Below are 26,228 nucleotides of genomic sequence, written 5' to 3'. Positions count from 1 at the left end.
AGTGATATTTGAACCGCGAACAAGGGGCGAAAATCGCCGGCCTTTATTCGGAGGGCACGTATTCTACTACTTCCAGGTCGAAACCGGATATCGCATTAAATTTCATCGGTGCGCTCATCAGGCGCATTTTGCGCACGCCCAGGTCACGCAGGATCTGCGAACCGGCCCCGACGATGCTGTAGGTGGTCGGTTTTTTCACCGGCGTGTGGTCCGCCGTTTCGCGGATATGCGCCAGCAGCACATCGCCATCCAGCGGGTGACCGAGCAGCAGCACCACACCGCTGCCGGCCTCGGAGACCGCAGCCATGGCAGCGCGCAGGCTCCAGCGACCCGGTTGCTTGACCATCAGCAGGTCGCGCAATGGGTCCATGTTGTGCACACGCACCAGGGTCGGCTCTTCGGCGCAAATGGTGCCCAGGGTCAACGCCATGTGCACGTCGCCTTCCACGGAATCACGGTAGGTCACCAAATTGAATTGGCCCAGTTCGCTGTCCAGTGGCTGCTCGGCAATCCGCTGAACGGTACGTTCGTGGATCATGCGGTAGTGAATCAGGTCGGCAATGGTGCCCACCTTGATGTTGTGTTCGGCGGCAAAGGCTTCGAGTTCAGCACGACGGGCCATGGTGCCGTCGTCGTTCATCACTTCGCAGATCACGCCGCAGGGCTCGAAACCGGCCATGCGCGCCAGGTCGCAGGCGGCTTCGGTGTGGCCGGCACGGGCCAGGGTGCCACCCGGCTGGGCCATCAGCGGGAAGATGTGGCCGGGGCTGACGATGTCTTCGGCCTTGGCGTCCTTGGCAGCAGCGGCTTGCACGGTGCGGGCGCGGTCGGCGGCGGAAATGCCGGTGGTGACGCCGGTAGTGGCCTCGATCGATACAGTGAACTTGGTGCCAAAACCCGAGCCATTGCGCGGCGCCATCAGCGGCAACTTGAGCAACTCGCAGCGCTCGCGGCTCATGGGCATGCAGATCAGCCCGCGGGCGTACTTGGCCATGAAGTTGATGTGCTCAGGCTTGCAGGCCTCGGCGGCCATGATGATGTCGCCTTCGTTCTCGCGGTCTTCGTCATCCATCAGGATGACCATCTTGCCTTGGCGGATGTCTTCAACCAGTTCTTCGATGCTATTGAGCGCCACGCGGCACCCCCTTGGTCAGGATTTCAGGTAGCCGTTAGCGGCCAGAAAACTTTCGGTGATGTTCCCGGTTGCAGGCTCTGCGGCCTTTTCGCCCAACAACAGGCGCTCCAGGTAACGGGCAAGCAAGTCCACTTCCAGGTTCACCCGGCGACCTGGCTGGTAAGACGCCATGATGGTTTCGCTGAGGGTGTGGGGAATGATGGTCAGTTCAAATTCGGCGCCGTTCACGGCGTTCACGGTGAGGCTGGTGCCATCGACGGTGATCGAGCCTTTGTGGGCGATGTACTTGGCCAGCTCTTTGGGCGCGCGGATGCGGAATTCCACGGCACGCGCGTTTTCGCTGCGCGCTACCACTTCGCCGACGCCGTCGACGTGGCCGCTGACCAGGTGACCGCCGAGGCGGGTGGTCGGGGTCAGGGCTTTTTCCAGGTTCACCGGGCTGCCGGCCTTGAGGTCGTTCATCGCGGTGCAGTCCAGGGTTTCCCGGCTGACATCGGCGGCAAAGCCGTTGCCCGGCAGGTCGATGACGGTGAGGCACACGCCGCTGACGGCGATGCTGTCGCCCAGCTTGACGTCGCCCAGGTCCAGCTTGCCGGTTTCAACCAGCAGGCGCACGTCGCCGCCTTTGGGGGTCATGGCGCGGATGCTGCCGATGGATTCGATAATGCCGGTGAACATGGCCTTCTCCTGGAAAACGGGACGGGCACTTGAGCGCCCGGTCAGAATTATACGCTCGCGGGTGGAAGCGGGATGGCAGTGACTCGCCAGTCGTCGCCTACAGCGCGCATTTCAGTGATCTTGAGTTGGGGGGCATCGGCCAGTTTCTCAAGCGGCCAGTCCAGCAAAGGCCGGGCAGCGGAGCCCAGGAACTTGCCGGCGACGAATATCACGTACTCATCCACCAGGCCTTGCTGGGCAAAGGCGCCCGCCAGGCTTGGGCCTGCCTCCACCAACACTTCGTTGACGCCACGGGCGGCCAAGGCGACCAGCGCCGAACGCAGGTCGACCTGGCCGTCAACGCCGGGCACCACCAGGCACTCGGGGCCACGGGGAAACTGGTTTTCCGGTGTCACGCAGGTGATGACCAGCGCCGGCCCGGCCTTGAAGAACGGTGCGTTGAGCGGCACGCGCAAACGGCCATCGATCAGCACGCGCAACGGCGGGCGCGACATGGCCAGCGCAGTGGTGGCTTCGTCCAGGCCGAGTTCGGCGGCGCGCACGGTCAGGCGGGCGCCGTCGGCCAACACCGTGTCGGCGCCGGTCAGCACCACACTGGCCTCGGCACGCAGGCGCTGCACGGCAGCGCGGGCCGCAGGGCCGGTGATCCATTGGCTTTCGCCGCTGGCCATGGCAGTGCGGCCGTCCAGGCTCATCGCCAGCTTGACCCGCACGAAGGGCAGGCCGTGCTCCATGCGCTTGAGGAATCCCGGATTCAACGCGCGGACCTGGGCTTCCAGCACGCCACTCAAGACCTCGATCCCGGCTTGCGCCAGACGCTGCATGCCGCGCCCGGCCACTTCGGGGTTAGGGTCCTGCATGCCGGCCACGACACGGGCGACACCGGCCGTGACCAGGGCATCGGCGCAGGGCGGTGTGCGCCCATGGTGGCTGCACGGCTCGAGGGTTACGTACACCGTGGCGCCACGGGCCTTGTCACCAGCGGCACGCAGGGCGTTGGGTTCGGCATGGGGCTCGCCGGTGCGCTCATGCCAGCCTTCGCCGACAACCTGCCCATCGCGCACGATCACACAACCTACACGCGGGTTGGGATGGGTGGTGTACAAGCCTTTGCGCGCGAGTTCCAAGGCGCGGGCCATGTAATGGGCGTCGAGCACCGCTTGTTCGGCAGACGGTGGGTTCATTCTTTGGCAGGCTCCCGGGCCAGGCGGTCGATCTCTTCGCGGAACTCATTGAGGTCCTGGAAGCGTCGATACACCGAGGCGAAACGGATGTAGGCGACTTCGTCGAGCTTTTGCAGCTCGCCCATCACCAACTCTCCTACCACCAGGCTCTTGACCTCGCGCTCGCCGGTCGCACGCAGCTTGTGCTTGATATGCACCAGCGCCGCCTCCAGCCGCTCGACACTCACCGGGCGTTTTTCCAGGGCACGCTGCATACCGGCGCGCAGTTTTTCTTCGTCGAAAGGCTGGCGGCTGCCGTCGGATTTGATCAGGCGCGGCAATACCAGTTCGGCGGTTTCGAAGGTGGTGAAACGTTCACCGCAGGCCAGGCATTCGCGCCGGCGACGCACTTGATCGCCCTCGGCGACCAGACGCGAGTCAATGACCTTGGTGTCGTTGGCACCGCAGAAGGGACAGTGCATGGTAGGCAGGCAACAAATAAAGGGAGGGCCATGGTAGCGCATCCCCGTGGCAAGACAAGCCATAGCCTTTACGGTATATAGGCTGACTATTATGTTTCATATTTTTTAAGCCACGGATTTTGTCCTTTCTGGAGCCGTACATGCAGTTACGACCACTTGTTTTGCTCACCCTGTTCAGTTTCCTGGTCGCCTGCAGCAGCGAAGCCCCCAAACCGACCACGCCTCAACCGACGCCCGCGCAAGAGAAAAAAGTCCCGGGCATTGAAGACCTCGGCCCCCTGCCCGCCTATCAGCGTGAAATCAGCGGCAGCCTGACCAACATTCCGGCCGGTGCCGAAGTGGAGATGGCGCTGTTGGTGATCGACGACCGCTCGCGCCCGCAACAATTGCTGGCCAGCAGCGTGCTGACCGGCAACGGCAAGCCCCTGGCCTTCCGCCTGCGCTTCAACCCCGAGGCCTTCCCGGCCGGTGCACGGGTTGAATTGCGTGGCCGCGCCAGCCAGTCCGGCCAGTTGATCCTGCACCTGCCCGCCGTGCGTATCACCCAGGCGATCACCCAGACCACCGGCCCCCTGCAGCTCGTCAAGGCACCATGACGCCACCGCTGGGCCTGCAAGCCGCCCTCAGCGAACTGATCGGCGACGCGCAATTGGCGCCCTGCCCGCTGCCGGGCACTGGGTTGTCGTTGTGGCTGCTGGATGCGGACAACATGGACCGCGCCTTCAGCCCCGAAGAAACCCGGCGCATCCTGCATGAACCGCCCTACTGGAGTTTTTGCTGGGCCAGTGGCTTGGCCTTGGCGCGCTATCTGGCGGCGAACCCTGAATGGGTCGCCGGTAAACGTGTGCTGGACTTTGGCGCCGGCTCCGGTGTCGCAGGGATTGCCGCCGTCAAGGCGGGCGCCCTGGAAGTGGTGGCCTGCGACCTGGACCCACTGGCGCTGGCGTCCTGCCGGGCGAATGCCGAACTCAATGGCGTAGAGCTGGGTTATTCGGCGGATTTCTTCGCCGAAGCCGATCGCTTCGACCTGATCCTGGTGGCCGACGTGCTCTACGACCGCGCGAACCTGCCGCTGCTGGATCAGTTCCTGACCCGTGGCCGCGAAGCGCTGGTGGCGGATTCGCGGGTGCGCGACTTCCAGCACCCGGATTATCAGCGCCTGGGCATCCTCGATGCCCTGACCCTGCCGGACCTGGCCGAGCCTTGGGAGTTTCGCAAGGTGAGCCTGTACCATTCACGGCGTTAACACGGTAGGCCGGTGTGCCTTTGCACGTGGGACCTAAGGATAAGTCTCAACTGGTGAAGAAGTGCCTCGGATGTCTTTGCTATAGACACACACAAGGCCAGGCCGGGGCTCAAGTTTAACGACAGAAGTGCCTTGCCCCTCTTTAAATTCCACCTCTGTATAGCCATCCTGAGTCGTGCAATCCACTTGCGCGGGCTGACCGTACTTCATAAAGAATTGATTACGCGAAGGCGGGGCACGACGAAACTCAGCATATCTACCAAACCAATTGCTCCGAAATCGCACCAAAGGTTCAACGTTCTTATCAGCAGCCTTCAACTCAACCACTGCATTCAGCGCATTTCTCATCACCCCGGGAAAAGGCAAGCTTTCTCGACTATCCACACCAATAACACACAGTGTATGGATGCCCACCTGCGGCCCAATCTCATCATTAATATAAGCGTTAGCACTGTCTATTATGTCGCTATAACCATGCACCACCTCACACGTCCTCGGCCGCCTGGTCACCTTGTAGCGATAAAACGGTTTATCAAGGGTGAATCGCATATTCCATTTTGGATAGACGGCAGGCGAGCCCGTAGTTAAATCTTCAGGAAGATAATATTGCTGTTGGCGCGCTACATCGCCAACAATCGAATAAGCGGGAAACAATACACATCGCGCCGGGTCTTCGGAAAATACACCGTCAACAAAGCAACGGTCGATCCTGTCCGTCGAAATCCCGTAATTGGTTATCTCCGTGTAAAATTTTCCATCCTTGATCTGGCAGGGCATGTGTATACCACACTGATACGCCCCGTAATCATACTCCGTGTTTAACAGCCCTACTATTTTATTGGTAGAGCGCTCAATAATCGGGCTGCCAGAACTGCCAGGCCCGATACCTTTACACTTATTTTTCATGGTATGGCGCCATACCCAAACACCCTCAACCACTTCTGGTGAGCTTTCCAACTGGCAAGCGGCCACCTGCAGGGGGTCAATGCCTTTACTGCCAACCACCAGAATATCCGTGCCTTCATCAGGACGCTGCCCAAATAAAAGAGGTTGAACACCGTCTTCAATCACCGAGGCAAGGCTTGCCTGCAACTCCAGAATGGCCAGATCCACACCGCGCATGCTGCTCCAATTGACTTTCTTGAACGGGTAGGCTTTCGCGGTACTTTCTTGACCTGTAAAAAATTTGAACTGTATGGTCCCCTCAAAGTCGGTATTTCTTAGAATCTCGCCCCCGTCCCAACTGACGCAGTGCCCATTCGTCAAAACATAAGCAGGACCTTTGGCGACTCCATCAACTCTAGTATCCAGCAACGTCCCAACACATCGGGTGGGACTTTGAATTCGCCCAACACCGCTCCAATAGTCATAGAGCCCATCTTGATTATTCAGTACTCTGCCGGGCGCAAAATTCTCGACTCCTCTGCCAATATCAATTTCAGCGTTGACAGGCTGCGATATATAACTGAGCCCCACAAAAACAAATGCAGATAATTTAGTAAACATAAACACTAACTCATTAACCGACGAAGCCTTATAGAACCGCAAACATTCCCGAGCATCGTGGTAAATAGTTAATTTTTTTACGCACCTAAATCCTATGTCTACATTGTGAAATTTTTACGTAATTTCATAACACAGACAGTTATCCTGAGGGCCCGACTCCATGTCAAAACAACAAAGGGTATCGGCGCCCCCCAGACAAATCAGCCCACTGTAGATTCTTGCGCTTTCAGCCAACCGCGCCAGCCCTTATAGTTGCCCCCATTCCCGCTTTATTCGAGACGACCCATGAGTGAGCCCACGCCGTATATCTTCGATGTCACCACTGCCACCTTCGACCAGGCGGTGATCGAGAATTCGTTCCACAAGCCCGTACTGGTGGATTTCTGGGCCGAGTGGTGTGCGCCGTGCAAGGCGCTGATGCCGTTGCTGGCACAGATCGCCGAGAGTTATCAGGGCGAACTGCTGCTGGCCAAGGTCGATTGCGAGGCCGAGCAGGATATCGTTGCGCGCTTTGGTATTCGCAGCCTGCCGACCGTGGTGTTGTTCAAGGATGGCCAGCCGGTGGACGGGTTTGCCGGGGCGCAGCCGGAATCGGCGGTGCGGGCGATGCTGGAGCCGCATGTGCAGATGCCACCGCCGGCTGCGGCCGACCCACTGGAACAGGCTCAAGCGCTGTTTGCCGATGGGCGTATCAGCGATGCCGAAGCGCTGCTGGTCGCGCTGTTGGGCGAGGACAACACCAACGCTGCCGCGCTGATCCTCTACGCGCGCTGCCTGGCTGAACGCGGTGAATTGGGTGAAGCTCAGACCGTGCTGGATGCCGTGAAAAGCGACGATCACAAAGCCGCGCTCGCCGGGGCCAAGGCACAGATCACTTTCCTGCGTCAGGCTGCCGACCTGCCCGACGCCGCCGAGCTGAAAAGCCGCCTGGCGCAAAACCCGCAAGACGATGAAGCGGCCTATCAACTGGCGATTCAACAACTGGCACGCCAGCAATACGACGCGGCGTTGGAAGGTTTGCTGAAGCTGTTTATCCGCAATCGCAGCTACAGCGAAGGTTTGCCGCACAAGACGTTGCTGCAGGTGTTCGAACTGCTGGGCAATGACCATCCACTGGTCACCGTGTATCGCCGCAAATTGTTCGCCGCGCTGTACTAGGCGCCGACCCAGCTGTACAGCGGCGTATCGGCGCCGCTGGCCACTTTCACATTGGCACTGTGCCGCAAGCGCACCAGCAAGCGCTTGCCGGACGCAGCATCGCCGGCCAACCCTTCCAGTTGATCCAACAACTCCAACCCGCTGAGCTGCCCGGCTTTGCGCAATAGTTCCTGGGCGCTCTGCCACAGATCATCGGTCTGTTTGACTGGCGCAACGGGTGTCGCCGTTGGCGCGGGGGCAGCCTGCAACTGTGCGCCCAACCGAGCCCAGTCGCCCTCGTCGAGTTCCAAGGTCAAATCCACCGGCAGATCGCCGACCGTTCCACGAATTCGCAACATCGTCCTTACTCCTGCATTTTTCTGACAGGCATGCTCCCACGCGACTTGCGCAACGCCAAGCGGGCGTTCAAACTCCCGGCATTATTGTTATAAGATCACATAACAAAACTTTCATGTTCTGGAGCCCTCTCATGCGTCGTCTGCTGCTCGCTTTGCCGTTTGCCCTGCTGCCACTGGCTGTCGCCCACGCTCACGACGATCACGAGCATGAACACGGCAGCCTCGGCGCCCATGAACATGGCGTTGGCCGCCTTAACGCCGTACTCGACGGGCAGGCACTGGAGTTGGAATTTGACAGCCCGGCCATGAACCTCGTGGGCTTCGAACACCAGGCCACTACCCCAGCCGACAAAGCCAAGGTCGCTGCCGCACGCAAACAGCTGGAGAACCCACAGGCCCTGTTCAGCCTGCCCAAGGCCGCCGGTTGTGTGGTCAGCAGCCAGGAACTCAACAGCCCGCTGTTTGGCGACAAGCCCGAAGCCGACCATGACGACGACGATGATGACGCCAAAGACGGCGCCCACGAGCATCATCACGACCACAGCGAAATCCACGCCCACTATCAGTTCACCTGCGCCACACCGACGGCGCTGAGCAATCTGGACCTGGCCCAGGTGTTCAAGACCTTCCCCGCCACCCAGAAAATTCAGGTACAACTGATCGGCCCGAGCGGCCAGCAAGGTGTTGAAGCGACGAACCAGGCAGCCACCCTCAAATTCTGATTTGAAAACCCAATCACTGTGGGAGCTGACTTGCCTGCGAAAGCATCAACACGGTGTTACTGATGGACCGAGTCGTTTGCATCGCAGGCAAGCCAGCTCCCACACTTGATCGGCGTCATCATCAAAATCACACCAGACCACTGATTTCCTATGACCCAAGCGTTAATAGAACTGTCCGACCTGGGCTTCAACTGGCCCGGTCACCCACAGTTGCTGGACATCCCCGCCTTCCGCCTGGAAGCAGGGGAAACCCTGTTTCTCAAAGGCCCGAGCGGCAGCGGTAAAACCACTCTGCTCGGGTTGCTGGGCGGTGTGCAGAAACCCAGCCGGGGCAGCATTCGCCTGCTCGGCCAGGAGCTGACCGAACTGTCGGCGGGCGCCCGCGATCGTTTCCGCGTCGACCACACGGGCTACATCTTCCAGCAGTTCAACCTGCTGCCGTTTCTGTCGGTGCGCGAGAACGTCGAGTTGCCTTGTCACTTTTCCAAGCTGCGTGCACAACGGGCGAAGCAGCGTCACGGCAGTGTCGACCAGGCCGCCGCCACCTTGCTGGCGCACTTGGGCTTGAAAGATCCTGGCTTGTTGGAACGTCGCGCCGATTCACTGTCCATCGGCCAACAACAACGGGTGGCCGCAGCCCGCGCACTGATCGGCCAACCGGAACTGGTGATCGCCGACGAACCCACCTCGGCCCTGGATTACGACGCCCGTGAAGCGTTCATTCAGTTGTTGTTCGCCGAATGCCGCGAGGCCGGGGCCAGCTTGTTGTTTGTCAGCCATGACCAGAGCCTGGCTCCGCTGTTCGACCGCAACCTGTCGCTGGCCGAACTCAATCGCGCCGCCACGCTCGCAGAGGTTTGAGATGTATCTGTTCCGTCTAGCCATGGCCAGCCTGGCTAACCGCCGCTTTACCGCGATCCTCACCGCGTTCGCCATCGCGCTTTCAGTCTGCTTGCTGCTCGCGGTGGAGCGCGTACGCGTTGAAGCGCGCAACAGTTTCGCCAGTACCATCAGCGGCACCGACCTGATCGTCGGCGCCCGTTCCGGTTCGGTGAACCTGTTGCTGTACTCGGTATTCCGCATCGGCAACGCCACCAACAACATCCGCTGGGACAGCTTCGAACACTTCGCCGCCAGCCCACAGGTGAAATGGGCGATTCCGATTTCCCTCGGCGACTCCCATCGCGGCTACCGCGTGATGGGCACCAACGAGTCCTACTTCGAGCACTACCAGTACGGGCGCAAGCAGAACCTCGAACTGGCCAGCGGTCGTGCCTTCGCCACCGACCCATTCGAAGTGGTGCTGGGCGCCGAAGTCGCCGACGCGTTGCACTACAAACTTGGCGACAAACTGGTGCTGGCCCATGGCGTGGCAGTGGTCAGCCTGGTCAAGCACGACGACAAGCCCTTCACCGTGGTCGGCATTCTCAAGCGCACCGGCACCCCGGTGGACCGCACCTTGCACATCAGCCTCGGCGGCATGGAAGCGATCCATATCGACTGGCACAACGGCGTACCGGCCCAGGGCAAAGGCCGCATCAGCGCCGACCAGGCGCGCAATATGGACCTCACGCCCCAAGCCATCACCGCGTTCATGCTCGGCCTGAACAACAAGATTTCCACCTTCGCCCTGCAACGGGAGATCAACGAATTCCGTGGCGAGCCGATGCTGGCGATCCTGCCTGGCGTGGCGCTGCAAGAGTTGTGGAGCATGATGGGCACCGCCGAAAAAGCGCTGTTCGTGATCTCGCTGTTCGTGGTGCTTACCGGCCTGATCGGCATGCTCACGGCGATCCTCACCAGTCTCAACGAGCGCCGCCGCGAAATGGCGATCTTGCGTTCGGTGGGCGCACGGCCCTGGCATATCGCGACGCTGCTGATCTTCGAAGCCTTCGCCCTGGCGCTGTCCGGCGTGGTGGCGGGCGTTGGTTTGCTCTACGTGTGCATCGCCGCGTCGCGCGGGTATCTGCAGGCCAACTACGGCCTGGACCTGCCGATGTCGTGGCCGAGCGAATATGAATGGACGCTGCTCGCCGGTATCCTGGGCGCCGCGCTGTTGATGGGCAGCGTGCCCGCGTGGCGCGCCTATCGGCAATCCCTGGCCGATGGCCTGTCCATACGTTTATGAGGAAGGCTTTGATGCGTCGCGTCCTGTTCGCACTGTTGCTGCTGCTTGCCCTGCCCGCCTGGGCAGCCGAGCCCAAAGAACTGACGTGGTCGGAACTGATACCGCCGGATGCCCCGCCAGAAGTGCCGAACATGCAACCACTGCACAATCTCTCCAGCATGGCGGATGCACTGGAATCGGCACCCGCAGCCAAGCAGGACCTGCCCAACGCACCGGTGGTGCCAGCGCTTGATGGCCAGCACATTCGCTTGCCCGGCTACATCGTGCCACTGGAGGTCAGCGAAAACGGCCGCACCACCGAGTTCTTGCTGGTGCCGTATTTCGGCGCGTGCATCCATGTGCCACCGCCGCCGTCGAACCAGATCGTGCATGTCAAAAGCGAAATCGGCGTGAAGCTCGATGAGCTGTATCAGCCGTACTGGATCGAGGGCGCGATGCAGGTCAAACCGTCCACCAGCGAACTGGCCGATGCCGGTTACCAGATGGAGGCCGAGAAGATTTACATGTACGAATTGCCCGAATAACGCTTATCGCCCTTTCATTGAGCTGAGTCAAAAGACCGAACGGAACGATCTTTACCATTGGACGTACAACTTTTAAACGTCCTTTGGAGCTCCCATGAACAAGTCTCTGCTCGGCGCGTCCCTCTTCGCGCTCGCCCTCGTTGCCCCCGTCGCACACGCTCACGAAGCGGGCGACATTCTGGTTCGCGCTGGTGCAATCACCGTGAACCCGAAGGCCGACAGCGGCCACGTCAAGGTTGACCAAGGCCCATTGGCCGGCGCCAACCTGGGCGGCAAGGCGACCATGAGCAGCGACACTCAGTTGGGCCTGAACTTCGCCTACATGCTGACCAATCACGTGGGTATCGAACTGCTGGCCGCCACGCCGTTCGAGCATGACGTGAAGATCAAGGGCACCGCCCTCGGCGCCGCCAACGGCAAGCTCGGCACCCTGAAACACCTGCCGCCGACCCTGAGCGTCGTGTACTACCCGCTGGACAACAAGTCGGCCTTCCAACCGTACGTGGGCGCCGGTATCAACTACACCTGGATCTACGACGAGCACGTCGGCAGCCGTGCCCAAGGCGCAGGCTTCAGCAACTTCAAGGCTGAGAACTCCTGGGGCTGGGCCGCGCAGATCGGCGCCGACTACATGATCAACGACAAGTGGATGATCAACGCCCAGGCGCGCTACATCGACATCAGCACCAAGGCCACCGTGGAAAACAACGCGGTCGCCCCTGGCACTCGCGCCAAGGTCAATGTGGACGTGGACCCGATGGTTTACATGGTGGGTATCGGCTACAAGTTCTGACACCGACCTGACCAACAACACAAAAACCAATGTGGGAGGGGGCAAGCCCCCTCCCACATTTAGCTCATGCCCACATTGGGTTTTGTATTGGGTCAGCCATGGCGGTAGAACCGGTCCAGCAACGCCGGTAACCCCGCTCGCCACGCCCGAGGCTTGATGCCGAAGGTGTGGAGGATTTTCTTGCAGGCGAGCACCGCGTGTTGCGGTTCTTCGCTCGCATCCGGTCGGGCCGCGTGGGCCTGGGCGGTGGGGGATTCGATTGCCAGCGGGTGGTAGTTGCGCGCTTCAGTGAGGATCGCCTGGCCCAGCGCCAACGGCGTGGTCGCCTCATGGCCGGCGTAGTGGTAAGTGCCCCACAGCGGCGCCGCGCAATCGAGTTGCTTGAGCACCGAAATGATCACCCGCGCCGCGTCATCCACCGGTGTCGGGTTGCCGCGACGGTCGTCCGCCATCAGCAACTCATCCGGCTTCTCGGCCCGGGCCAGGAAGCGCCCGAGGGTGCCGTCGACGCTGTCATCCAGCAGCCAGCCAAAGCGCAATAACACATGTTGCGGGCAGGTGGCGCGCACGCTCTGTTCAATACGCCACAGCGCCTGGCCGCGCAGGCCCAGGGGCACCGGCTCGTCTTTTTCGCTGTAGGCGGTGGCGCGGGAGCCATCGAACACGCGGTAGCTGGATGGCTGCAACAGGGTGATGCTGTGGTGCTGGCACAGCTCGGCCAGGCGCTCGATGGCGAACTCCTGGGCAGCCAGACGGGGCTCGCTGACCGCTTCGGCCTGGAACCAGTCGAAGTAGTAGGCGAGGTTGATCAACGCGTCGGGACGGGTGTCGTCGAGCAATTGGGTGAGGCTTGCGGCATCCCAGCCGTCTTGGGGCGGTTTGGGTGCGAGGAAACCGATGTCTTCCTCTGCACCGAGGCGAATCAGCGCCTGCCCGAGGGCATTCCCGCCGCCCAGTAACATAAGGCGCATTCGCATAGATTGAGCAGGCCCGGTCTGTTGGAACGAAGGTTATTCAGGTATTGGTCAGAATCGTTGCATTTTGCGGGTTCATCGCGCAACCGTCACGGATTAACTGTGCCATTGCAACTTGTTGGAACTGGGGCTATCAATCATTGCATGAGCCTTCCTGAATCCACTGATACCGCATTGACCGGCTTCCACCCCGCCGTCAGCGCCTGGTTGCGCAGCACGTTCCCCTCGGTGACCGGCGCCCAGGCCCAGGCCTGGCCGCTGATCCGCCAGCGCCAATCGACCCTGATCGCCGCGCCCACCGGCTCCGGCAAGACCCTCACCGCGTTCCTGGCGGTGCTGGACGACCTGGTCCACCAAGGCCTGGCCAACGGCGGTGATCTGCCGGATGAGACGCTGGTGGTCTACGTGTCGCCGCTCAAGGCGCTGTCCAATGATATACAGATCAACCTGCAAAACCCGCTGGCCGGGATCACCGAGCATTTGCAGCGCCTGGATCTGCCGCCGCTGATCATCCGCACCGCCGTGCGCACGGGCGACACCCCACAAAAAGACCGCGCCCAGATGCGCAAGCGCCCGCCGCATATCCTGGTGACCACCCCGGAATCGCTCTACGTGCTGCTGGGCTCGGACTCCGGTCGCCAGATGCTCGCCAGCACACGCACGGTGATCGTCGATGAAATCCACGCCATCGCCGCCGGCAAACGTGGCAGCCATCTCGCCCTGAGCCTGGAGCGCCTGCAAGGCTTGTGCGCCGAGCCGCTGATGCGCATTGGCTTGTCGGCCACGCAAAAGCCCATCGACGCGGTGTCGCGGTTCCTGGTGGGCACTGGCCGGGACTGCGCGATTGTGGATATCGGCCACGCCCGCCCGCGCGATCTGGATATCGAGGTGCCGCCCGTGCCGCTCTCGGCGGTGATGGCCAATGACGTGTGGGAGTTGGTCTACGACCGCCTCGCCGAACTGGCGCGCGAGCACCGCACCACTCTGGTGTTCGTCAACACCCGACGCCTGGCCGAACGCCTGGCCCGGCACTTGAGCGAGCGCCTGGGCAAAACTGCGGTGGCTGCCCACCACGGCAGCCTGGCCAAGGAGATGCGCCTGGATGCCGAGCAGCGCCTCAAGGGCGGCGAGCTGCAAGTGCTGATCGCCACGGCATCCCTGGAGCTGGGGATTGATATCGGCGATGTGGACCTGGTGTGCCAGATCGGTTCGCCGGGTTCCATCAACGGTTTTCTGCAACGGGTCGGCCGCTCCGGTCACCAGGTTGGCGGCACACCCAAAGGGCGCCTGTTCGCTACCACCCGCGACGATCTGATCGAATGCGCCGCCCTGCTCGACTGCGTGCGTCGAGGCGAACTGGACACCCTGCACATACCGGTGGCGCCACTGGACGTGCTGGCCCAACAAATCATCGCCGAAGTCAGCGCCCGTGAATGGTCGGAGCAAGGCTTGCTGGAGATGATCCATCGCGCCGCGCCCTACGCCGAACTCGACGAACGTCATTACCAGGCACTGTTGCAGATGCTCTGCGACGGCTACAACGGTCGCCAGGGCATGCGCAGCGCCTACCTGCACCGCGACGCCCTGACCCGCACCTTGCGTGGTCGGCGCGGCGCCAAGCTGACCGCCGTGACCAGCGGCGGCACCATCCCCGACAACGCCGACTACAGCGTGTTGCTCGAACCCCAGAGCCTGAACATCGGCAGCGTCAACGAAGACTTCGCGGTGGAAAGCATCGCCGGGGATATCTTCCAGCTTGGCAATTCCTCCTATCGGATCTTGCGGGTCGAAGCCGGCAAAGTGCGGGTCGAGGACGCCCATGGCCAACCGCCGACCATCCCCTTCTGGCTAGGCGAAGCGCCTGGGCGCAGTCACGAGCTGTCGGCGGCGGTGGCGCGTTTGCAAGGTCAACTGGACACGCTGCTCGGCGCCACACCCGGCGACCTGCAAGCCGCACAGGCCTGGCTGACCGGCGAACTCGGCCTGAACCGCGCCAGCGCCGAACAGATCCTCGACTACCTCGCCCGCGCACGCCAGGCCCTGAGTGCATTGCCGTCCCAGGACACGCTGATCATGGAGCGATTTTTCGACGCGTCCGGCGGCACCCAATTGATCATCCACACGCCGTTCGGCAGCCGCGTCAACCGTGCCTGGGGCCTGGCCCTGCGCAAGCGGTTTTGCCGCACGTTCAACTTCGAGTTGCAGGCGGCGGCCAGCGAAAATGCGATCGTGCTGTCGCTGTCCACCAGCCACAGCTTCGAGCTGGATGAGGTGTGGCGCTACCTCAACAGCCAAAGCGCCGAACATATCCTGATCCAGGCCGTGCTGGATGCGCCGCTGTTCGGCGTGCGCTGGCGCTGGAATGCCGGTGTGGCCTTGGCGTTGCCGCGGTATACCGGTGGGCGCAAGGTCGCGCCGCAGATCCAGCGCATGAAAAGCGAAGACCTGATCGCCAGCGTGTTCCCGGACCAGATTGCCTGCCTGGAAAACCTCGCCGGTGAGCGCGACGTGCCCGAGCACCCGTTAGTGGAACAAACCCTCGACGACTGCCTGCATGAAGCCATGGACTGCGACGCCTGGCTGGCCCTGCTGCGGCGCATGGAGCGCGGCGACGTGCGCCTGGTCAGCCGCGACCTGCCGGCACCCTCGCCCATGGCGGCGGAGATTCTCAGCGCCCGTCCGTACACTTTTCTCGACGATGCGCCGCTGGAGGAACGCCGCACCCAGGCCGTGCTCACCCGACGCTGGAGCGACCCGCAAAGCACCGACGACCTCGGTGCGCTGGACGCCGATGCCATCGTCGCCGTGCGCGAAGAAGCCTGGCCGGCGCCCAACGGGCCGGATGAAATGCATGAGGCGCTGATGAGCCTGGCGTTTATCGCCACCAACGAAGTCACGCCGCAATGGGCGCAATGGCTGCATGCCCTGGCCAAGGCTGGCCGCGCCTATCAGTTGCACACTCACTTACACACCAACCTGTGGGTCGCCGTTGAGCGCCTGGGTTGCCTGCAGGCGATCTATCCGAGCAACTTGCCGTTGCTGCCCGGCTTCGATGAGTCGTGGACCTACGAGGATGCCGTGACGGAAGTGTTGCGCGCGCGCCTCGGTGGGTTCGGCCCGGTGAGCCTGATCGAGATCGCCGCGCCCCTGGCGTTGTCGGTCACGCAGGTCACTCAAGCACTGGCCCGCCTGGAACAGGAAGGCTATGTGTTACGCGGCTATTTCAGCCCCGAGGCCACACAAGAGCAGTGGTGCGAACGCCACCTGCTGGCGCGCATTCATCGCTACACGGTCAAGCGCCTGCGCCGGGAAATCGAACCGGTGGCATTACAGGATTTCATGCGTTTTCTGTTCGACTGGCAGCACCTGTCCGGCGGCACCCGTGGCCAGGGCAGCGCGATGCTGCCGCAAATCGTCGGGCAGTTTGAAGGCTATGCCGCCGCCACGTCCGCCTGGGACAACGACCTGCTCAGCGCACGCCTCAAGGATTATTCATCCACATGGCTCGACGAACTCTGCCGCAGCGGCAAACTGGTGTGGCTGCGCTTGAGCAACAAGGCCAGCGCCATGGCCTTGCGCAGCACGCCGGTGGTGTTGCTGCCCCGTAGCCAAGTCGGCTTATGGAGCGGATTGACCGAAGTTACCGATGTCACCACCCTGTCGCCCAAGGCGCAGAAAGTGCATCAGGCCCTGTGTGATCACGGCGCGCTGTTTTTTGATGAGCTGTCCCACGAAGCCCATCTGTTGCGCAGCGAGCTGGAAACCACGTTGCAGGAGTTGGTCGGCGCAGGGCTGGTGAACGCCGACAGCTTCGCCGGCCTGCGCGCCCTGACCACCCCCGCCAGCAAACGCCAGGCGCGCAGCAGCCGACGCGGGCGCGGCGCGTTTGTCGGTGGCATGGACGATGCCGGGCGCTGGGCCTTGGTGCGACGTTCATCAACGGCTGCCGGGCCCTATTCAGCCGAGGCACTTGAGCATGTCGCCATGACCTTGCTGCGCCGCTATGGCGTGGTGTTCTGGCGCTTGCTGGAGCGTGAGGCAGATTGGCTGCCGAGTTGGCGCGAGCTGCTGCGCACGTTTCACCGGCTGGAAGCACGCGGGGAAATTCGCGGCGGGCGGTTTGTCAGTGGTTTGGCAGGTGAGCAGTTTGCGCTGCCGGAGGCGATCCCGTTGCTGCGTGAAGTACGGCGGCGGCCCCATGACGGGAGTTTGATCGCAGTGTGTGGGGCCGATCCGCTGAACCTGGTCGGTACACTGTTGCCCGGCAACAAGGTGCCGGCAGTGAGCGGTAATCGGATTGTGTACCGGGATGGATTGCCGGCGGCGGTAATGGTCGGCGGCACGCAACAAATGTTGCTGGAACTGAGTTTACCCGAGACCACGCTGCTGCAAGAAAAACTGATCAAACGATGAACCTGTTGTGGTGAGCAGGCTTGTCCCGCGTTGGCCAAGCCTGCTTACCATATGGGTCACTGCGTTCGCGGTTGCTCGGTCAGCACCACCGAAGCGGGCACGTCTTCATCCGGCTCATCCACCTGCGGCGTACGCTTGGGCAGCAACACCTGCTGTGGATAAGTCTGCGCGAAGTGCACCTGATCACAGTTATCCACAAGCTTTTTCAGGCGCTGGTTGAACGCGCGGCTCACCGCATATTGCCCACCCGACACCGTGCGGAACTGTGCCGTGAGTACCACGCCGTTGAGGTCCATCTTGTCCACGCCAAACACCTCCAGCGGGCCTTGCAGGTTGTACTTGAGGAACACGTCATCGCGGATCGACTGGCCCGCCTCGCGGATCAGTTCCACCGCCTTGTCCACATCCGTGTCGTAGGTGAACTGTACCGAAAAGAACGCATAGGCAAATTGCCGCGACTGGTTGGTGACCGCCTTGATCTGCCCGAACGGCACCGAATGCACAAAGCCCTTGCCGTCGCGCAGGCGCAGGGTACGAATGGTCAGGCCTTCGACAGTGCCGGCGTGACCGGAGTCGAGTACCACCCAGTCGCCGATAGATAGCGTGTCTTCGATAATGATGAACAGGCCGGTGATCACATCCTGCACCAGTTGTTGCGAACCAAAACCAATGGCCAGGCCGACCACCCCGGCACCGGCCAGCAGCGGCGCGACGTTGATCCCGAGGTTGGCCATGGTGGTGATCGCGCAGATCACTACCAGAACGATCTTCACCGCATTACGCAGCAGCGGCAGGATGGTTTTCACCCGCGTGCTCGGTTGGCGACTGGAGCGCTTGTTGACCGGTGGTTTCAAGGCTTCCTGGATCGCCGTGTCGAGTACCACCCAGAACAGCCAGGTCATCAGCAGGATCAGGCCGATGCTGCTCAGCGAATCGCTGATAGCGCGGCCCACCGAGTTGCGCTGGGCGAACTCGAACAGGGACACGCCCCAGATCCGCCCGAGGATTTCAATAAAAGCAATGGCCATGGCGATGCGCAGGATCGCGTGCAACAGGCTGAGAAAACGTTCCTTGTAGGCGCTGCTGCGCTGGATCGCCACCTGGCTGCGGGATTTGAACAGGTGTTGCAACACGGTGCTGAGGAATACCGTGCCGATCAGCAGGATCGTGGTGAACAACGCGCAACGCAGGGCCTTCTGATTATCGTCGCCGGCACCGATCAAGTTGATTGCCGAGACCAGTACCATCAACAGGATCGGCCAGTACCACAACCCGGAAAACACCCGCAGAGATTGCTGGAGCGCCGGATGTTTCATGCGCTGCGCCAACGGCCGGTTGCGGATCAGGTGGGCGACCGGACGGCGCAGGCGAACCACTAATACGCCAAAGATTACTGTCGCAAGCAGGCCGGTGAATACCGCAATGCTGCTGGTGATATTGCCGCCCAGTTGGCGTGCGATCTGCGGACTGGTCAAGGCGTCGCTGAGGGCGGCGAGAAAGCCGATGAGGAACAGCGGCTTGGGGCAGTAGCCGCGAATGATCTGCACCGCCGGGCGCTTGTGGCCGACATTGAACATGACGATCACACACAGCAGCATTGACGTGGAGAAGATGCCACTGCTGGTGGCATAGGCAAAACACAGCGCCAGCGCCCGCCCCACGGAGGTGGGCAGAAAATGGCTGACATACAAGGTCAGGGGCAGGCATATCAGCGCCGGGATCGTGTAAGGCACCACATAGCCCAGCACCGCTAGGAGGCGTTTGCGCCGTTCGAAAAACGTGCGTTGCCCCAGTCGTCTCACTATCACGCGCCCCAGTAACGTCAGCAGCGTAAAGGCGCCGATCCACACACCGGACAGCAACAGGAAGTCCCCGGCCACGCTCCACGGGGAACGCTCAGCGGTCTGGTTGACCAGGCGACCGACTTCGTTGGCAGCCCGGTCGGCCCGCAGGCGCCATTCGTCAATGAAGTTCTGGTTGAGGTCCAGCTTTTGCTGCACATCATCAATGCTGGAACTGATCGCACCGAGAAGGCCGCCTTCCACCAGCAACTCTGGCTTGGCCGGCGCTTCAGTTTCCGGCGCGGTGGCCGCCGCTTGCAGCGCACCGCTGCCGCAAAACAGCAGCGCGCCGAGCAGTAATGCAGTCTTGAGATTCAGCAAAACACCGAGCTCCTTCAGAAGAGTCTGTAAGGAACTGACGGGTTTGCGCGTTGATCGTTCCCCTTCAGCGGCATCTTTATGCCGTCTGTAGGACGCTGGAAACTTTCCGTCAAAAATCACAGTCAGCCATAAACGAGGGCCAGGCCCCACCACTTTTTCACAGGAGCAACTATGGCTGCGATTCCCGACTGGGTGCCCATCACCCCCAGCGTCGCCATCACTCGCTTCACGGTGTTGACGGTCAATATCCACAAGGGCTTCACCGCACTGAATCGACGCTTCATCCTGCCCGAATTGCGTGAAGCCGTGCGCAGCGTGGGCGCCGACATGGTGTTCCTGCAGGAAATCCACGGCACCCACGAGCGCCACCCCCAGCGCTTCAGTGACTGGCCGAACATGCCGCAGTACGAGTTCCTCGCCGACAGTATCTGGCCGCAATTCGCCTACGGGCGCAACGCGGTCTATCCCCATGGCGACCACGGTAATGCGTTGCTGTCGAAGTTCCAGATCGTGCGTTACGACAATCTCGATATCTCCCAAAGCGGCCATGAAAACAGGGGCCTGCTGCATTGCGTGCTGCGCTTGCCGGGCACCGGCCAGGAGATCCATGCGATCTGCATCCACCTGGGTTTGCGTGAAGTGCACCGCCAGCAGCAATTACGCTTGATCGAGCAGCGCATCAGCGAAATCCCGGCCGATGCACCGTTAGTGGTGGCCGGTGATTTCAACGATTGGCGCCAGAAGGCCGACCTGAGCAAGGCGGGTTTGAAGGAAGTGTTTATCGAGTCCATGGGCAAACCCGCGCGCACCTTCCCGGCGCGGTTGCCATTGCTGCCGCTGGACCGGATTTATGTACGCAACCTGAAGGTGCATAACCCCAGGGTGCTGACGACGCGGCCATGGTCCCACCTCTCCGACCATGTGCCGCTATCGGTGGAGATCGAGCTATGAACGTGGCCGTGGAACATATCTCCACCGACCAGCCGCCGGACGAAGCCAAGGCCCGCGACCTGGATTATGGCTGGCAGAGTGGCAACCAGATCGAGTTGCTGGAAAATGGCGAGGCGTATTTTCCCAAGGTGTTCGAAGCCCTGCGCGCGGCGCAGCGTGAGATTCTGCTGGAGACCTTCATTCTCTTCGAAGACAAGGTGGGTCATGAACTGCACGGCATCCTGATCGAGGCCGCGCAGCGTGGAGTGAAAGTGGTGGCAAGCCTGGACGGTTTTGGTTGCGGCGAGCTGACGCCCTCGTTTCTCGGTGAACTGGCGGACGCCGGGGTGACGGTGCAGATGTTTGACCCGGCGTCCAAGACACTGGGCTTTCGCACCAACTGGTTTCGTCGCCTGCACCGCAAGATTGTGGTGGTGGATGCGCAGGTGGCGTTTATTGGCGGGATCAATTTCTCCGCCGATCATTTAGGAGATTTCGGTCCAGAAGCCAAGCAGGATTATGCAGTGCGGGTGGTGGGCCCGGCGGTGGCGGACCTGCATCATTTTGCCCTGGCGCAAAGTGGTCGCCAAGTCCGCGCGCGACGTGGCTGGCGGCGGCGCCAGCAGCGGCCTTCGTTGTGGTCCACCGACCAGGGCGATGGCCTGGTGCGGCTGATTTACCGCGACAACGTGCAACATCGCGATGATATTGAAGAGGCGTACATCCACGCACTGAGCAAGGCGCAAAAACGTGCGGTGATTGCCAACGCCTATTTCTTCCCCGGCTACCGCTTGCTGCGGGAAATCCGCAACGCCGCGCGCCGTGGCGTGAGGGTGCAATTGATCATGCAGGGCCAGCCCGATGTGCTGCTGGCCAAGTTGGCGGCGCGGATGCTCTACGACTATCTGCTCAAGGACGGGGTGGTGATCCACGAATATTGCCAGCGCCCCCTGCACGGCAAAGTCGCGTTGGTGGATGAAGAATGGAGCACCGTTGGGTCGAGCAACCTGGACCCGTTGAGCCTGTCGCTGAACCTGGAAGCCAACGTGTTGATACGCGACCGAGCCTTCAACCAGCACTTGTACGAACGCCTGGAAACACTCGCCAACAATCATTGCCAGACCATGCCGGAAAACCGCAAACCGCGCTTGTGGCTGTGGCGATTGACCGTGGGCTTTCTGGTATTTCATGTGATGCGCCACTTCCCAGCGTTGACGGGATGGCTGCCGGCGCACAAGCCACGATTGAAACCCATCGAGAGCCAGGCCAATGACCGCTGAATCCCGGTTCAAACGCTGGAAGAAACCGCTGACTATCGCCTTTTTCCTGGTGCTGATCGCGCTGTTCACTCTGCTGGCGCGGCGTATCGACTGGAGCGAAGTGCTGCAGACCCTGGGTGATTTCAAGGTGCGCACTCTGGTGATCGCGGGGGCACTGACGTTGTGCAGCTTTCTGGTGTACGCCAGCTTCGACTTGATCGGCCGCACCTACATCCGCCAGAACCTGGTGTGGAAGCAGATCCTGCCGGTGGGCATCATCAGCTACGCCTTCAACCTCAACTTGAGCGCGTGGGTGGGCGGCATCGCCATGCGTTATCGCCTGTATTCGCGCCTGGGGGTGAGCACCGGCAATATCGCCAAGATTCTCGGCCTGAGCCTGGCCACCAATTGGTTTGGCTACATGGCGATTGCCGGGGTGGTGTTCAGCAGCGGCCTGGTGACCATGCCGCCGGGGTGGAAGGTCAGCACCACGGCATTGCAGGGCATTGGCGCGTTGTTGGTACTGGCCAGCCTCGGCTATCTGGTGGCCTGCCAGTTTTCGAAGAAGCGCGCGTGGACGATTCGCGGCATGGAAATCAACCTGCCGTCAGTGCGCATGGCGTGCCTGCAGTTGCTGCTCGGCGCGTTGAACTGGTCGCTGATGGCGGCGGTGATTTTCACCCTGCTGCCGGCCAAGCTGGACTATCCACTGGTGTTGGGCGTGTTGCTGATCAGCGCGATTGCCGGGGTGCTCACCCATATTCCCGCCGGGCTGGGCGTGCTGGAGGCGGTGTTTATTGCACTGCTGCAGCATGAGGCGTCGCGGGGCAGTCTGCTCGCCGGATTGATCGCGTATCGGGCGATTTACTTCATCTTGCCGCTGCTGATCGCGCTGGTGATGTACCTCGGTGTGGAGGCCAAGGCCAAGGCGTTGCGGGTGAAGAAAACACCCGCCTGAACCCTTACTGGGACTGGATGATGCTCAACCGTTCGCCCACCACCATTTCGGTGATCCAATCCACCAGGATTGAGGTGTACGCCTGTTGGGACACCGGATCGCTGAGGGAATGGTCGGCACCATCGATGATGCGATGGGTCAGGGAATGGGTCTGCTGGCACGCCGCGCGGTAGCTCATGATGGTCGCGTGGGGCACGTGGTCATCGGTTTCCGATTCGACGATCAATACATCCCCGGTAAATGCCGAACACGCATGCAAGGCGCGATTGGTTTCGGCATGGACCAAGGTGCTGCGGTAATCCATCAGGTCGGCCTTATCCAGGTCACGCTTGGGCTTGAGCCATTCCTGGTCGCGGTACAGCGCTGGCACGCGCAGCGCCAGCCAGCGTACCGGGCGCAGCGAGGTGAGGATCGCCGCGAGGTAGCCGCCGTAACTGGTGCCCACTACCGCCACCGCCGAGGTGTCGATGGCCGGGTGAGCCAGCAGTCGGTCATAGGCCGCCAGCAGGTCGCGCAGATTGTCTTCGCGGGTGACGCGGGACAAAGGAATACCCGTGCCAGCGTGCCCGCGCAGGTCGAAGGTCAGGCATACACATCCCAAGCCGGCGATGCCTTTGGCGCGCTCAAGGTCTCGTTCCTGGCTGCCGCCCCAACCATGCACAAACAACACGCCAGGTACTTTGGATTTGGGGCTCAGGAAGGTGCCGCTCATCTGTTCGTCGTCGATATCGATCGCAATGCTTTCGCTTCTAGCCGTCATAAGATTCAACCGTCACGTACTTGAGAAGGAACTCGCTGTTTTCCGCCGGGCCGCGATACACCTCGATGGCATCAGCCGGCAAGGGCTGGTCCACGTAGGTTTCCACGGAGGACACATGGATCGCACGCAGGCCGGGATTGTTGATAAAGCTTTGCAGGGCCGCGACTTCGGCACTGCTGGCCCCGCCCATGCGCCAGGATTGTTCGAGCACGCCGCTGCGACGCTGGCCGTTATTGTCGAGGCCCTGGGCGATGTCGTAATTGCGCCGTGATGCGTAGAAGCCGGGATAGGCTTCATCGGCGGCCGCGTCGAAGACTTGGGCTTGCTCGATGGCCTCGCGAACGTCGTCGGGTAATTCGAGTTGCAGCAGGTCTGCGTAGTAACCGGGCACCACCAACAGGTTGGAGCCGCCGTAGACCTCTTCGCCCTGTCCATCTTTCGTCAGGTATTGCTCGCCGCAGTAGCTGAACACGTGATCGCCGATAAAACTCTGGCCGACACTGTGGGTGACCACGTTGTGCAGGTCTTGCTCCAGCACCACGCCTTGGCTGAAGAGTTGTGCGGCATCCGGTCGCGCCAGCACCGCTTCGAGTTCATCCAGGCTGTGGATAACTTCCTGGCCTCTGCCCGCGCAGGCGTGCACGGGTTTCAAGCGGATGGGGCCGCTGGACAGCAAGCGTGCAGCGGCAGGCCGCGCGTCCTCCAGCGCAAAGACACTCAAGCCCTCCAGCACGACTTTTCGCACACGTTCGCCAAACAACCCCGACCACCCTTCGGGCGCTTTGGCTTCAGGGCTGAGCAAGCCATGACTGATGGCCTTGGTGCAGATGAAGTCGTGGTCGACATAACCGCCCCACAAATCCTCCGGACCTTGGATATTCAGTGCCCGCGCCTGGCCGGGACCGACCAGAGTTTGTGTGGGCAGCAGGTATAACGCCCGCCCCGCGTGTAGATCAGCGTCATAGCTTCCACCGAACTTGAGCCCGAGGATCTGCGCCAGCCAGCGTGCCAAGGCACGATTGGTTTCGACCTCATGCAGCGGCGCGCCCTCACGCGTGGAGTGAGCAACTACCAGCTTCTTGCGTTGAATCGGGGTCATGCGTCCCCCTTGGCCATCCCGCCATGTGTGTACGCAGAAGGTTGCAGGGATCAGGCCAAGGCTCTTCCATGGAGGATGCTTTTCAAATCAAGCCGTTACGGAAAAACCGATGGCAGTTAGCCTGTTTTATTCTGCACGACGCCGCGTTAACGCAGCGGCGTTCTGCACGATTCACACGCCAAAACGGCTGCGGTAATCGCTGGGCGCAAGGCCGGTGATTTTCTTGAAGGTGGCGCGAAAGGCGCTGGGGTCCTGGTAGCCCACGGTCCACGCGATATGGTCGATGGTGCCGTTGGTGAATTCCAGCATCTGCCGCGCCTTGCCCACACGCAGGTGCTGGCAGTATTCGGTGGGTTTCAAACCGGTGGCGCTGCGAAAACGCCGCAGGAAAGTCCGCTCCTCCAAACCGGCTTCCCGGGCCATTGCCGCCAGGGAAACATCCACCGCACCGCTGGCCTGCAACCAGTGCTGAACCTTGAGGATAGCTGTGTCACCGTGGCCAAGAATCGGCGCGAAGTTGCTGCCGCACTGGCTGGCGCTGTCACTGTGCTCGATCACCAGGAAACGCGCGGTATCGGCCGCGATGCTTGGGCCCATCAGGCGGTCGACCAGGCGCAGGCCGAGTTCGGACCAGGCCATCAAGCCGGCGCTGGTGATCAGGTCGCCATCATCGACGATCGGCTTGTCGGCCTCCAGGCGCACCGCCGGGTAGCGGCTGGCGAAGGATTTGGCGGAGGACCAATGGGTGGTGGCGCTGCGCCCGTCGAGCAACCCGCTGCGCGCCAACATGATCGAGCCAATGCACACACCGCCCAGTACCGTGCCTGCCGCATGTTGCTGGCGAATCCATTCCAGCAGCGCCGGGGGTGCCTGGTCTTCTGTAAACTCGCCGATCGACGGCGGCACCAGCACCGCCATCATCGGCTGCTCGGGACCGGGATAGCTGCTGAAAACACGCACCGGTGTGCCGGCGCTATCCACCTGCCAATGGCTGACCCGCAGCAATGGCAACTGCGCGGATTGATGCTCGGCGGCGATGCGATTGGCCACGCCAAACAGGTCAGTCAAACCGTGCACGGCGGCCAGTTGCGCACCCTGGTAGATCAACACGCCCAGCTCAACCACGACCATTGTCAGTTTTCCCCCTGTTATTGTAGGTGCAGCCAATCCCAGGTGTGGGCGCCAGCTAAGATACTGGCCCCATCAACCCATCACGAGGCAACACACATGGCCAAGCAAGCGCTCATCCTAATCGATATCCAGAACGACTACTTCCCCCAGGGCAAGTGGCCACTTGACGGCGTGGACGCCGCAGCGGACAAAGCCGCGCAGGTGCTGCAAGCATTTCGCCAGGCGGGCGATGCGGTGATTCATGTGCGCCATGAGTTCACCTCCGATGACGCACTGTTCTTCACGCCCGGCTCCGAGGGTGCGCACCTGCATGGCAAAGTGTTGAACGAGGGCAACGAGCCGGTGGTGCTCAAGCATTTCGTGAATGCGTTCCGCGAGACCAACCTGCGAGCCCTGTTGGAACAGCGCAGCATCACGGACCTGGTAGTGGTCGGCAGCATGAGCCACATGTGCATCGACGCGGTGGTGCGGGCGGCGGCGGACCTGGGCTACACGGTCACGGTGATTCATGACGCGTGCGCCACGCGGGACCTGGAGTTCAATGGGCAGGTGATTCCGGCGGCGCAGGTGCATGGGGCTTACATGGCGTCGCTGGCGTTTGGGTATGCGAGCGTGGTGTCGGCGGATGAGTATTTGAAGGCGCAAGCGGCGGCATGACCGCCACTTGTC

Annotated in this window: 24 protein-coding genes; 13 read left to right on the top strand and 11 right to left on the bottom strand. The window is 61.6% G+C overall.

Features of this window, described 5'->3' with window-relative positions; translation table 11 throughout:
• Positions 1-43: 43 nt before the first annotated feature.
• From ribBA to nrdR, 4 genes are read right to left on the bottom strand one after another with little or no spacing between them, the layout of a single operon-like run.
• Positions 44-1,135 (bottom strand): bifunctional 3,4-dihydroxy-2-butanone-4-phosphate synthase/GTP cyclohydrolase II, encoded by a 1,092-nt coding sequence (gene ribBA, locus AC3WP7_RS18455; protein ID WP_092250569.1) that lies wholly within the window; start codon positions 1,133-1,135, stop codon positions 44-46.
• 15 nt (positions 1,136-1,150) lie between these two features.
• Positions 1,151-1,813 (bottom strand): riboflavin synthase, encoded by a 663-nt coding sequence (locus tag AC3WP7_RS18450; protein WP_071489859.1) that lies wholly within the window; start codon positions 1,811-1,813, stop codon positions 1,151-1,153.
• Between the two features lie 47 nt (positions 1,814-1,860).
• On the bottom strand, positions 1,861-2,997 hold the full coding sequence (gene ribD, locus AC3WP7_RS18445) for a bifunctional diaminohydroxyphosphoribosylaminopyrimidine deaminase/5-amino-6-(5-phosphoribosylamino)uracil reductase RibD (RefSeq protein ID WP_102592678.1): 1,137 nt from the start codon (positions 2,995-2,997) through the stop codon (positions 1,861-1,863).
• Positions 2,994-3,458, bottom strand: coding sequence for a transcriptional regulator NrdR (gene nrdR / locus AC3WP7_RS18440; protein WP_010206843.1), 465 nt, complete (start codon positions 3,456-3,458; stop codon positions 2,994-2,996). Before nrdR ends, ribD begins: the two co-directional genes overlap by 4 nt.
• A 140-nt stretch (positions 3,459-3,598) precedes the next feature.
• On the opposite strand from nrdR, the gene AC3WP7_RS18435 reads away from it, so the two are divergent.
• Both AC3WP7_RS18435 and AC3WP7_RS18430 read left to right on the top strand, forming a co-directional pair.
• Entirely contained in the window at positions 3,599-4,054 is a 456-nt protein-coding gene (locus AC3WP7_RS18435) for a YbaY family lipoprotein (RefSeq protein ID WP_058424585.1), read from the top strand.
• Positions 4,051-4,704: a class I SAM-dependent methyltransferase gene (locus AC3WP7_RS18430; RefSeq protein WP_092250563.1), complete on the top strand. Its 654-nt coding sequence runs from the start codon at positions 4,051-4,053 to the stop codon at positions 4,702-4,704. The genes AC3WP7_RS18435 and AC3WP7_RS18430 overlap by 4 nt, the downstream gene beginning before the upstream one ends.
• A 33-nt stretch (positions 4,705-4,737) precedes the next feature.
• Here AC3WP7_RS18430 and AC3WP7_RS18425 read toward each other — a convergent pair whose 3' ends face one another.
• Positions 4,738-6,210 carry a trypsin-like serine peptidase gene (locus AC3WP7_RS18425; RefSeq protein WP_092250560.1) on the bottom strand — a complete coding sequence of 491 codons (1,473 nt, stop codon included), beginning with the start codon at positions 6,208-6,210 and terminating at the stop codon, positions 4,738-4,740.
• A 285-nt stretch (positions 6,211-6,495) separates the two neighbouring features.
• On the opposite strand from AC3WP7_RS18425, the gene trxA reads away from it, so the two are divergent.
• On the top strand, positions 6,496-7,368 hold the full coding sequence (gene trxA / locus AC3WP7_RS18420; RefSeq protein ID WP_092250557.1) for a thioredoxin: 873 nt from the start codon (positions 6,496-6,498) through the stop codon (positions 7,366-7,368).
• On the opposite strand, the gene AC3WP7_RS18415 is transcribed toward trxA, so the two are convergent.
• Positions 7,365-7,706 carry a hypothetical protein gene (locus AC3WP7_RS18415; protein ID WP_092250554.1) on the bottom strand — a complete coding sequence of 114 codons (342 nt, stop codon included), beginning with the start codon at positions 7,704-7,706 and terminating at the stop codon, positions 7,365-7,367. The two genes, trxA and AC3WP7_RS18415, sit on opposite strands and share 4 nt — an antisense overlap.
• Positions 7,707-7,837: 131 nt before the next feature.
• Between AC3WP7_RS18415 and AC3WP7_RS18410 the strand changes: the two genes are divergently transcribed.
• The 5 genes from AC3WP7_RS18410 (at position 7,838) to AC3WP7_RS18390 (ending at position 11,873) form a co-directional block, all read left to right on the top strand.
• On the top strand, positions 7,838-8,428 hold the full coding sequence (locus tag AC3WP7_RS18410; RefSeq protein WP_102592677.1) for a DUF2796 domain-containing protein: 591 nt from the start codon (positions 7,838-7,840) through the stop codon (positions 8,426-8,428).
• 150 nt (positions 8,429-8,578) lie between these two features.
• Positions 8,579-9,289, top strand: coding sequence for an ABC transporter ATP-binding protein (locus tag AC3WP7_RS18405; RefSeq protein WP_092250550.1), 711 nt, complete (start codon positions 8,579-8,581; stop codon positions 9,287-9,289).
• A 1-nt stretch (position 9,290) separates the two neighbouring features.
• Positions 9,291-10,556: an ABC transporter permease gene (locus AC3WP7_RS18400; protein WP_016978529.1), complete on the top strand. Its 1,266-nt coding sequence runs from the start codon at positions 9,291-9,293 to the stop codon at positions 10,554-10,556.
• A gap of 11 nt (positions 10,557-10,567) precedes the next feature.
• A complete protein-coding gene (locus AC3WP7_RS18395; protein ID WP_071493720.1) occupies positions 10,568-11,080 on the top strand; it encodes a DUF3299 domain-containing protein in 513 nt (170 codons plus the stop codon).
• 94 nt (positions 11,081-11,174) lie between these two features.
• Positions 11,175-11,873 (top strand): OmpW/AlkL family protein, encoded by a 699-nt coding sequence (locus AC3WP7_RS18390; protein ID WP_071489849.1) that lies wholly within the window; start codon positions 11,175-11,177, stop codon positions 11,871-11,873.
• 92 nt (positions 11,874-11,965) lie between these two features.
• Here the strand turns inward: AC3WP7_RS18390 and AC3WP7_RS18385 are convergent, their stop codons facing one another.
• Positions 11,966-12,850 carry a sugar nucleotide-binding protein gene (locus AC3WP7_RS18385; protein WP_083351508.1) on the bottom strand — a complete coding sequence of 295 codons (885 nt, stop codon included), beginning with the start codon at positions 12,848-12,850 and terminating at the stop codon, positions 11,966-11,968.
• A gap of 141 nt (positions 12,851-12,991) precedes the next feature.
• Here AC3WP7_RS18385 and AC3WP7_RS18380 point away from each other — a divergent pair, with 141 nt between their 5' ends.
• Positions 12,992-17,260: a DEAD/DEAH box helicase gene (locus AC3WP7_RS18380; RefSeq protein WP_102592676.1), complete on the top strand. Its 4,269-nt coding sequence runs from the start codon at positions 12,992-12,994 to the stop codon at positions 17,258-17,260.
• Between the two features lie 56 nt (positions 17,261-17,316).
• Here the strand turns inward: AC3WP7_RS18380 and AC3WP7_RS18375 are convergent, their stop codons facing one another.
• Positions 17,317-19,422: a mechanosensitive ion channel family protein gene (locus AC3WP7_RS18375; RefSeq protein WP_102592675.1), complete on the bottom strand. Its 2,106-nt coding sequence runs from the start codon at positions 19,420-19,422 to the stop codon at positions 17,317-17,319.
• 171 nt (positions 19,423-19,593) lie between these two features.
• Here AC3WP7_RS18375 and AC3WP7_RS18370 point away from each other — a divergent pair, with 171 nt between their 5' ends.
• The 3 genes from AC3WP7_RS18370 to AC3WP7_RS18360 are packed head-to-tail and all read left to right on the top strand — an operon-like array spanning position 19,594 to position 22,569.
• Complete coding sequence (locus tag AC3WP7_RS18370; RefSeq protein WP_071489845.1) at positions 19,594-20,373, top strand: endonuclease/exonuclease/phosphatase family protein; 780 nt, start codon at positions 19,594-19,596, stop codon at positions 20,371-20,373.
• Positions 20,370-21,632 (top strand): cardiolipin synthase ClsB, encoded by a 1,263-nt coding sequence (clsB, locus tag AC3WP7_RS18365; protein ID WP_102592674.1) that lies wholly within the window; start codon positions 20,370-20,372, stop codon positions 21,630-21,632. Before AC3WP7_RS18370 ends, clsB begins: the two co-directional genes overlap by 4 nt.
• A complete protein-coding gene (locus tag AC3WP7_RS18360) occupies positions 21,622-22,569 on the top strand; it encodes a lysylphosphatidylglycerol synthase domain-containing protein (protein WP_102592673.1) in 948 nt (315 codons plus the stop codon). The genes clsB and AC3WP7_RS18360 overlap by 11 nt, the downstream gene beginning before the upstream one ends.
• Positions 22,570-22,573: 4 nt before the next feature.
• Here AC3WP7_RS18360 and AC3WP7_RS18355 read toward each other — a convergent pair whose 3' ends face one another.
• The 3 genes from AC3WP7_RS18355 to AC3WP7_RS18345 form a co-directional block, all read right to left on the bottom strand.
• The gene (locus AC3WP7_RS18355; protein WP_092250535.1) at positions 22,574-23,329 is read right to left on the bottom strand and encodes an alpha/beta hydrolase family protein; all 756 of its coding nucleotides are present in this window, start codon (positions 23,327-23,329) and stop codon (positions 22,574-22,576) included.
• Positions 23,319-24,428, bottom strand: a complete 1,110-nt coding sequence (locus AC3WP7_RS18350; RefSeq protein WP_102592672.1) for a DUF3182 family protein — start codon at positions 24,426-24,428, stop codon at positions 23,319-23,321. The genes AC3WP7_RS18355 and AC3WP7_RS18350 overlap by 11 nt, the downstream gene beginning before the upstream one ends.
• A 171-nt stretch (positions 24,429-24,599) precedes the next feature.
• Positions 24,600-25,559 (bottom strand): GlxA family transcriptional regulator, encoded by a 960-nt coding sequence (locus tag AC3WP7_RS18345; protein ID WP_102592671.1) that lies wholly within the window; start codon positions 25,557-25,559, stop codon positions 24,600-24,602.
• A gap of 96 nt (positions 25,560-25,655) precedes the next feature.
• Here AC3WP7_RS18345 and AC3WP7_RS18340 point away from each other — a divergent pair, with 96 nt between their 5' ends.
• The gene (locus tag AC3WP7_RS18340; protein ID WP_093529616.1) at positions 25,656-26,216 is read left to right on the top strand and encodes a cysteine hydrolase family protein; all 561 of its coding nucleotides are present in this window, start codon (positions 25,656-25,658) and stop codon (positions 26,214-26,216) included.
• Positions 26,217-26,228 lie beyond the last annotated feature (12 nt).

It is taken from the genome of Pseudomonas sp. FW305-3-2-15-C-LB1 (assembly GCF_058787615.1).
Note: the sequence above shows the minus strand (reverse complement) of the source record. Positions and strands in the feature narration are given on the sequence as shown.

Coding starts and splice junctions, on each gene's coding strand:
- AC3WP7_RS18450 (WP_071489859.1), bottom strand. CDS start 1,813: ATGTTCACCGGCATTATCGAATCCATCGGCAGCATCCGCGCCATGACC.
- ribD (WP_102592678.1), bottom strand. CDS start 2,997: ATGAACCCACCGTCTGCCGAACAAGCGGTGCTCGACGCCCATTACATG.
- nrdR (WP_010206843.1), bottom strand. CDS start 3,458: ATGCACTGTCCCTTCTGCGGTGCCAACGACACCAAGGTCATTGACTCG.
- AC3WP7_RS18435 (WP_058424585.1), top strand. CDS start 3,599: ATGCAGTTACGACCACTTGTTTTGCTCACCCTGTTCAGTTTCCTGGTC.
- AC3WP7_RS18430 (WP_092250563.1), top strand. CDS start 4,051: ATGACGCCACCGCTGGGCCTGCAAGCCGCCCTCAGCGAACTGATCGGC.
- AC3WP7_RS18425 (WP_092250560.1), bottom strand. CDS start 6,210: ATGTTTACTAAATTATCTGCATTTGTTTTTGTGGGGCTCAGTTATATA.
- trxA (WP_092250557.1), top strand. CDS start 6,496: ATGAGTGAGCCCACGCCGTATATCTTCGATGTCACCACTGCCACCTTC.
- AC3WP7_RS18415 (WP_092250554.1), bottom strand. CDS start 7,706: ATGTTGCGAATTCGTGGAACGGTCGGCGATCTGCCGGTGGATTTGACC.
- AC3WP7_RS18410 (WP_102592677.1), top strand. CDS start 7,838: ATGCGTCGTCTGCTGCTCGCTTTGCCGTTTGCCCTGCTGCCACTGGCT.
- AC3WP7_RS18405 (WP_092250550.1), top strand. CDS start 8,579: ATGACCCAAGCGTTAATAGAACTGTCCGACCTGGGCTTCAACTGGCCC.
- AC3WP7_RS18400 (WP_016978529.1), top strand. CDS start 9,291: ATGTATCTGTTCCGTCTAGCCATGGCCAGCCTGGCTAACCGCCGCTTT.
- AC3WP7_RS18395 (WP_071493720.1), top strand. CDS start 10,568: ATGCGTCGCGTCCTGTTCGCACTGTTGCTGCTGCTTGCCCTGCCCGCC.
- AC3WP7_RS18390 (WP_071489849.1), top strand. CDS start 11,175: ATGAACAAGTCTCTGCTCGGCGCGTCCCTCTTCGCGCTCGCCCTCGTT.
- AC3WP7_RS18385 (WP_083351508.1), bottom strand. CDS start 12,850: ATGCGAATGCGCCTTATGTTACTGGGCGGCGGGAATGCCCTCGGGCAG.
- AC3WP7_RS18380 (WP_102592676.1), top strand. CDS start 12,992: ATGAGCCTTCCTGAATCCACTGATACCGCATTGACCGGCTTCCACCCC.
- AC3WP7_RS18370 (WP_071489845.1), top strand. CDS start 19,594: ATGGCTGCGATTCCCGACTGGGTGCCCATCACCCCCAGCGTCGCCATC.
- clsB (WP_102592674.1), top strand. CDS start 20,370: ATGAACGTGGCCGTGGAACATATCTCCACCGACCAGCCGCCGGACGAA.
- AC3WP7_RS18360 (WP_102592673.1), top strand. CDS start 21,622: ATGACCGCTGAATCCCGGTTCAAACGCTGGAAGAAACCGCTGACTATC.
- AC3WP7_RS18355 (WP_092250535.1), bottom strand. CDS start 23,329: ATGACGGCTAGAAGCGAAAGCATTGCGATCGATATCGACGACGAACAG.
- AC3WP7_RS18350 (WP_102592672.1), bottom strand. CDS start 24,428: ATGACCCCGATTCAACGCAAGAAGCTGGTAGTTGCTCACTCCACGCGT.
- AC3WP7_RS18345 (WP_102592671.1), bottom strand. CDS start 25,559: ATGGTCGTGGTTGAGCTGGGCGTGTTGATCTACCAGGGTGCGCAACTG.
- AC3WP7_RS18340 (WP_093529616.1), top strand. CDS start 25,656: ATGGCCAAGCAAGCGCTCATCCTAATCGATATCCAGAACGACTACTTC.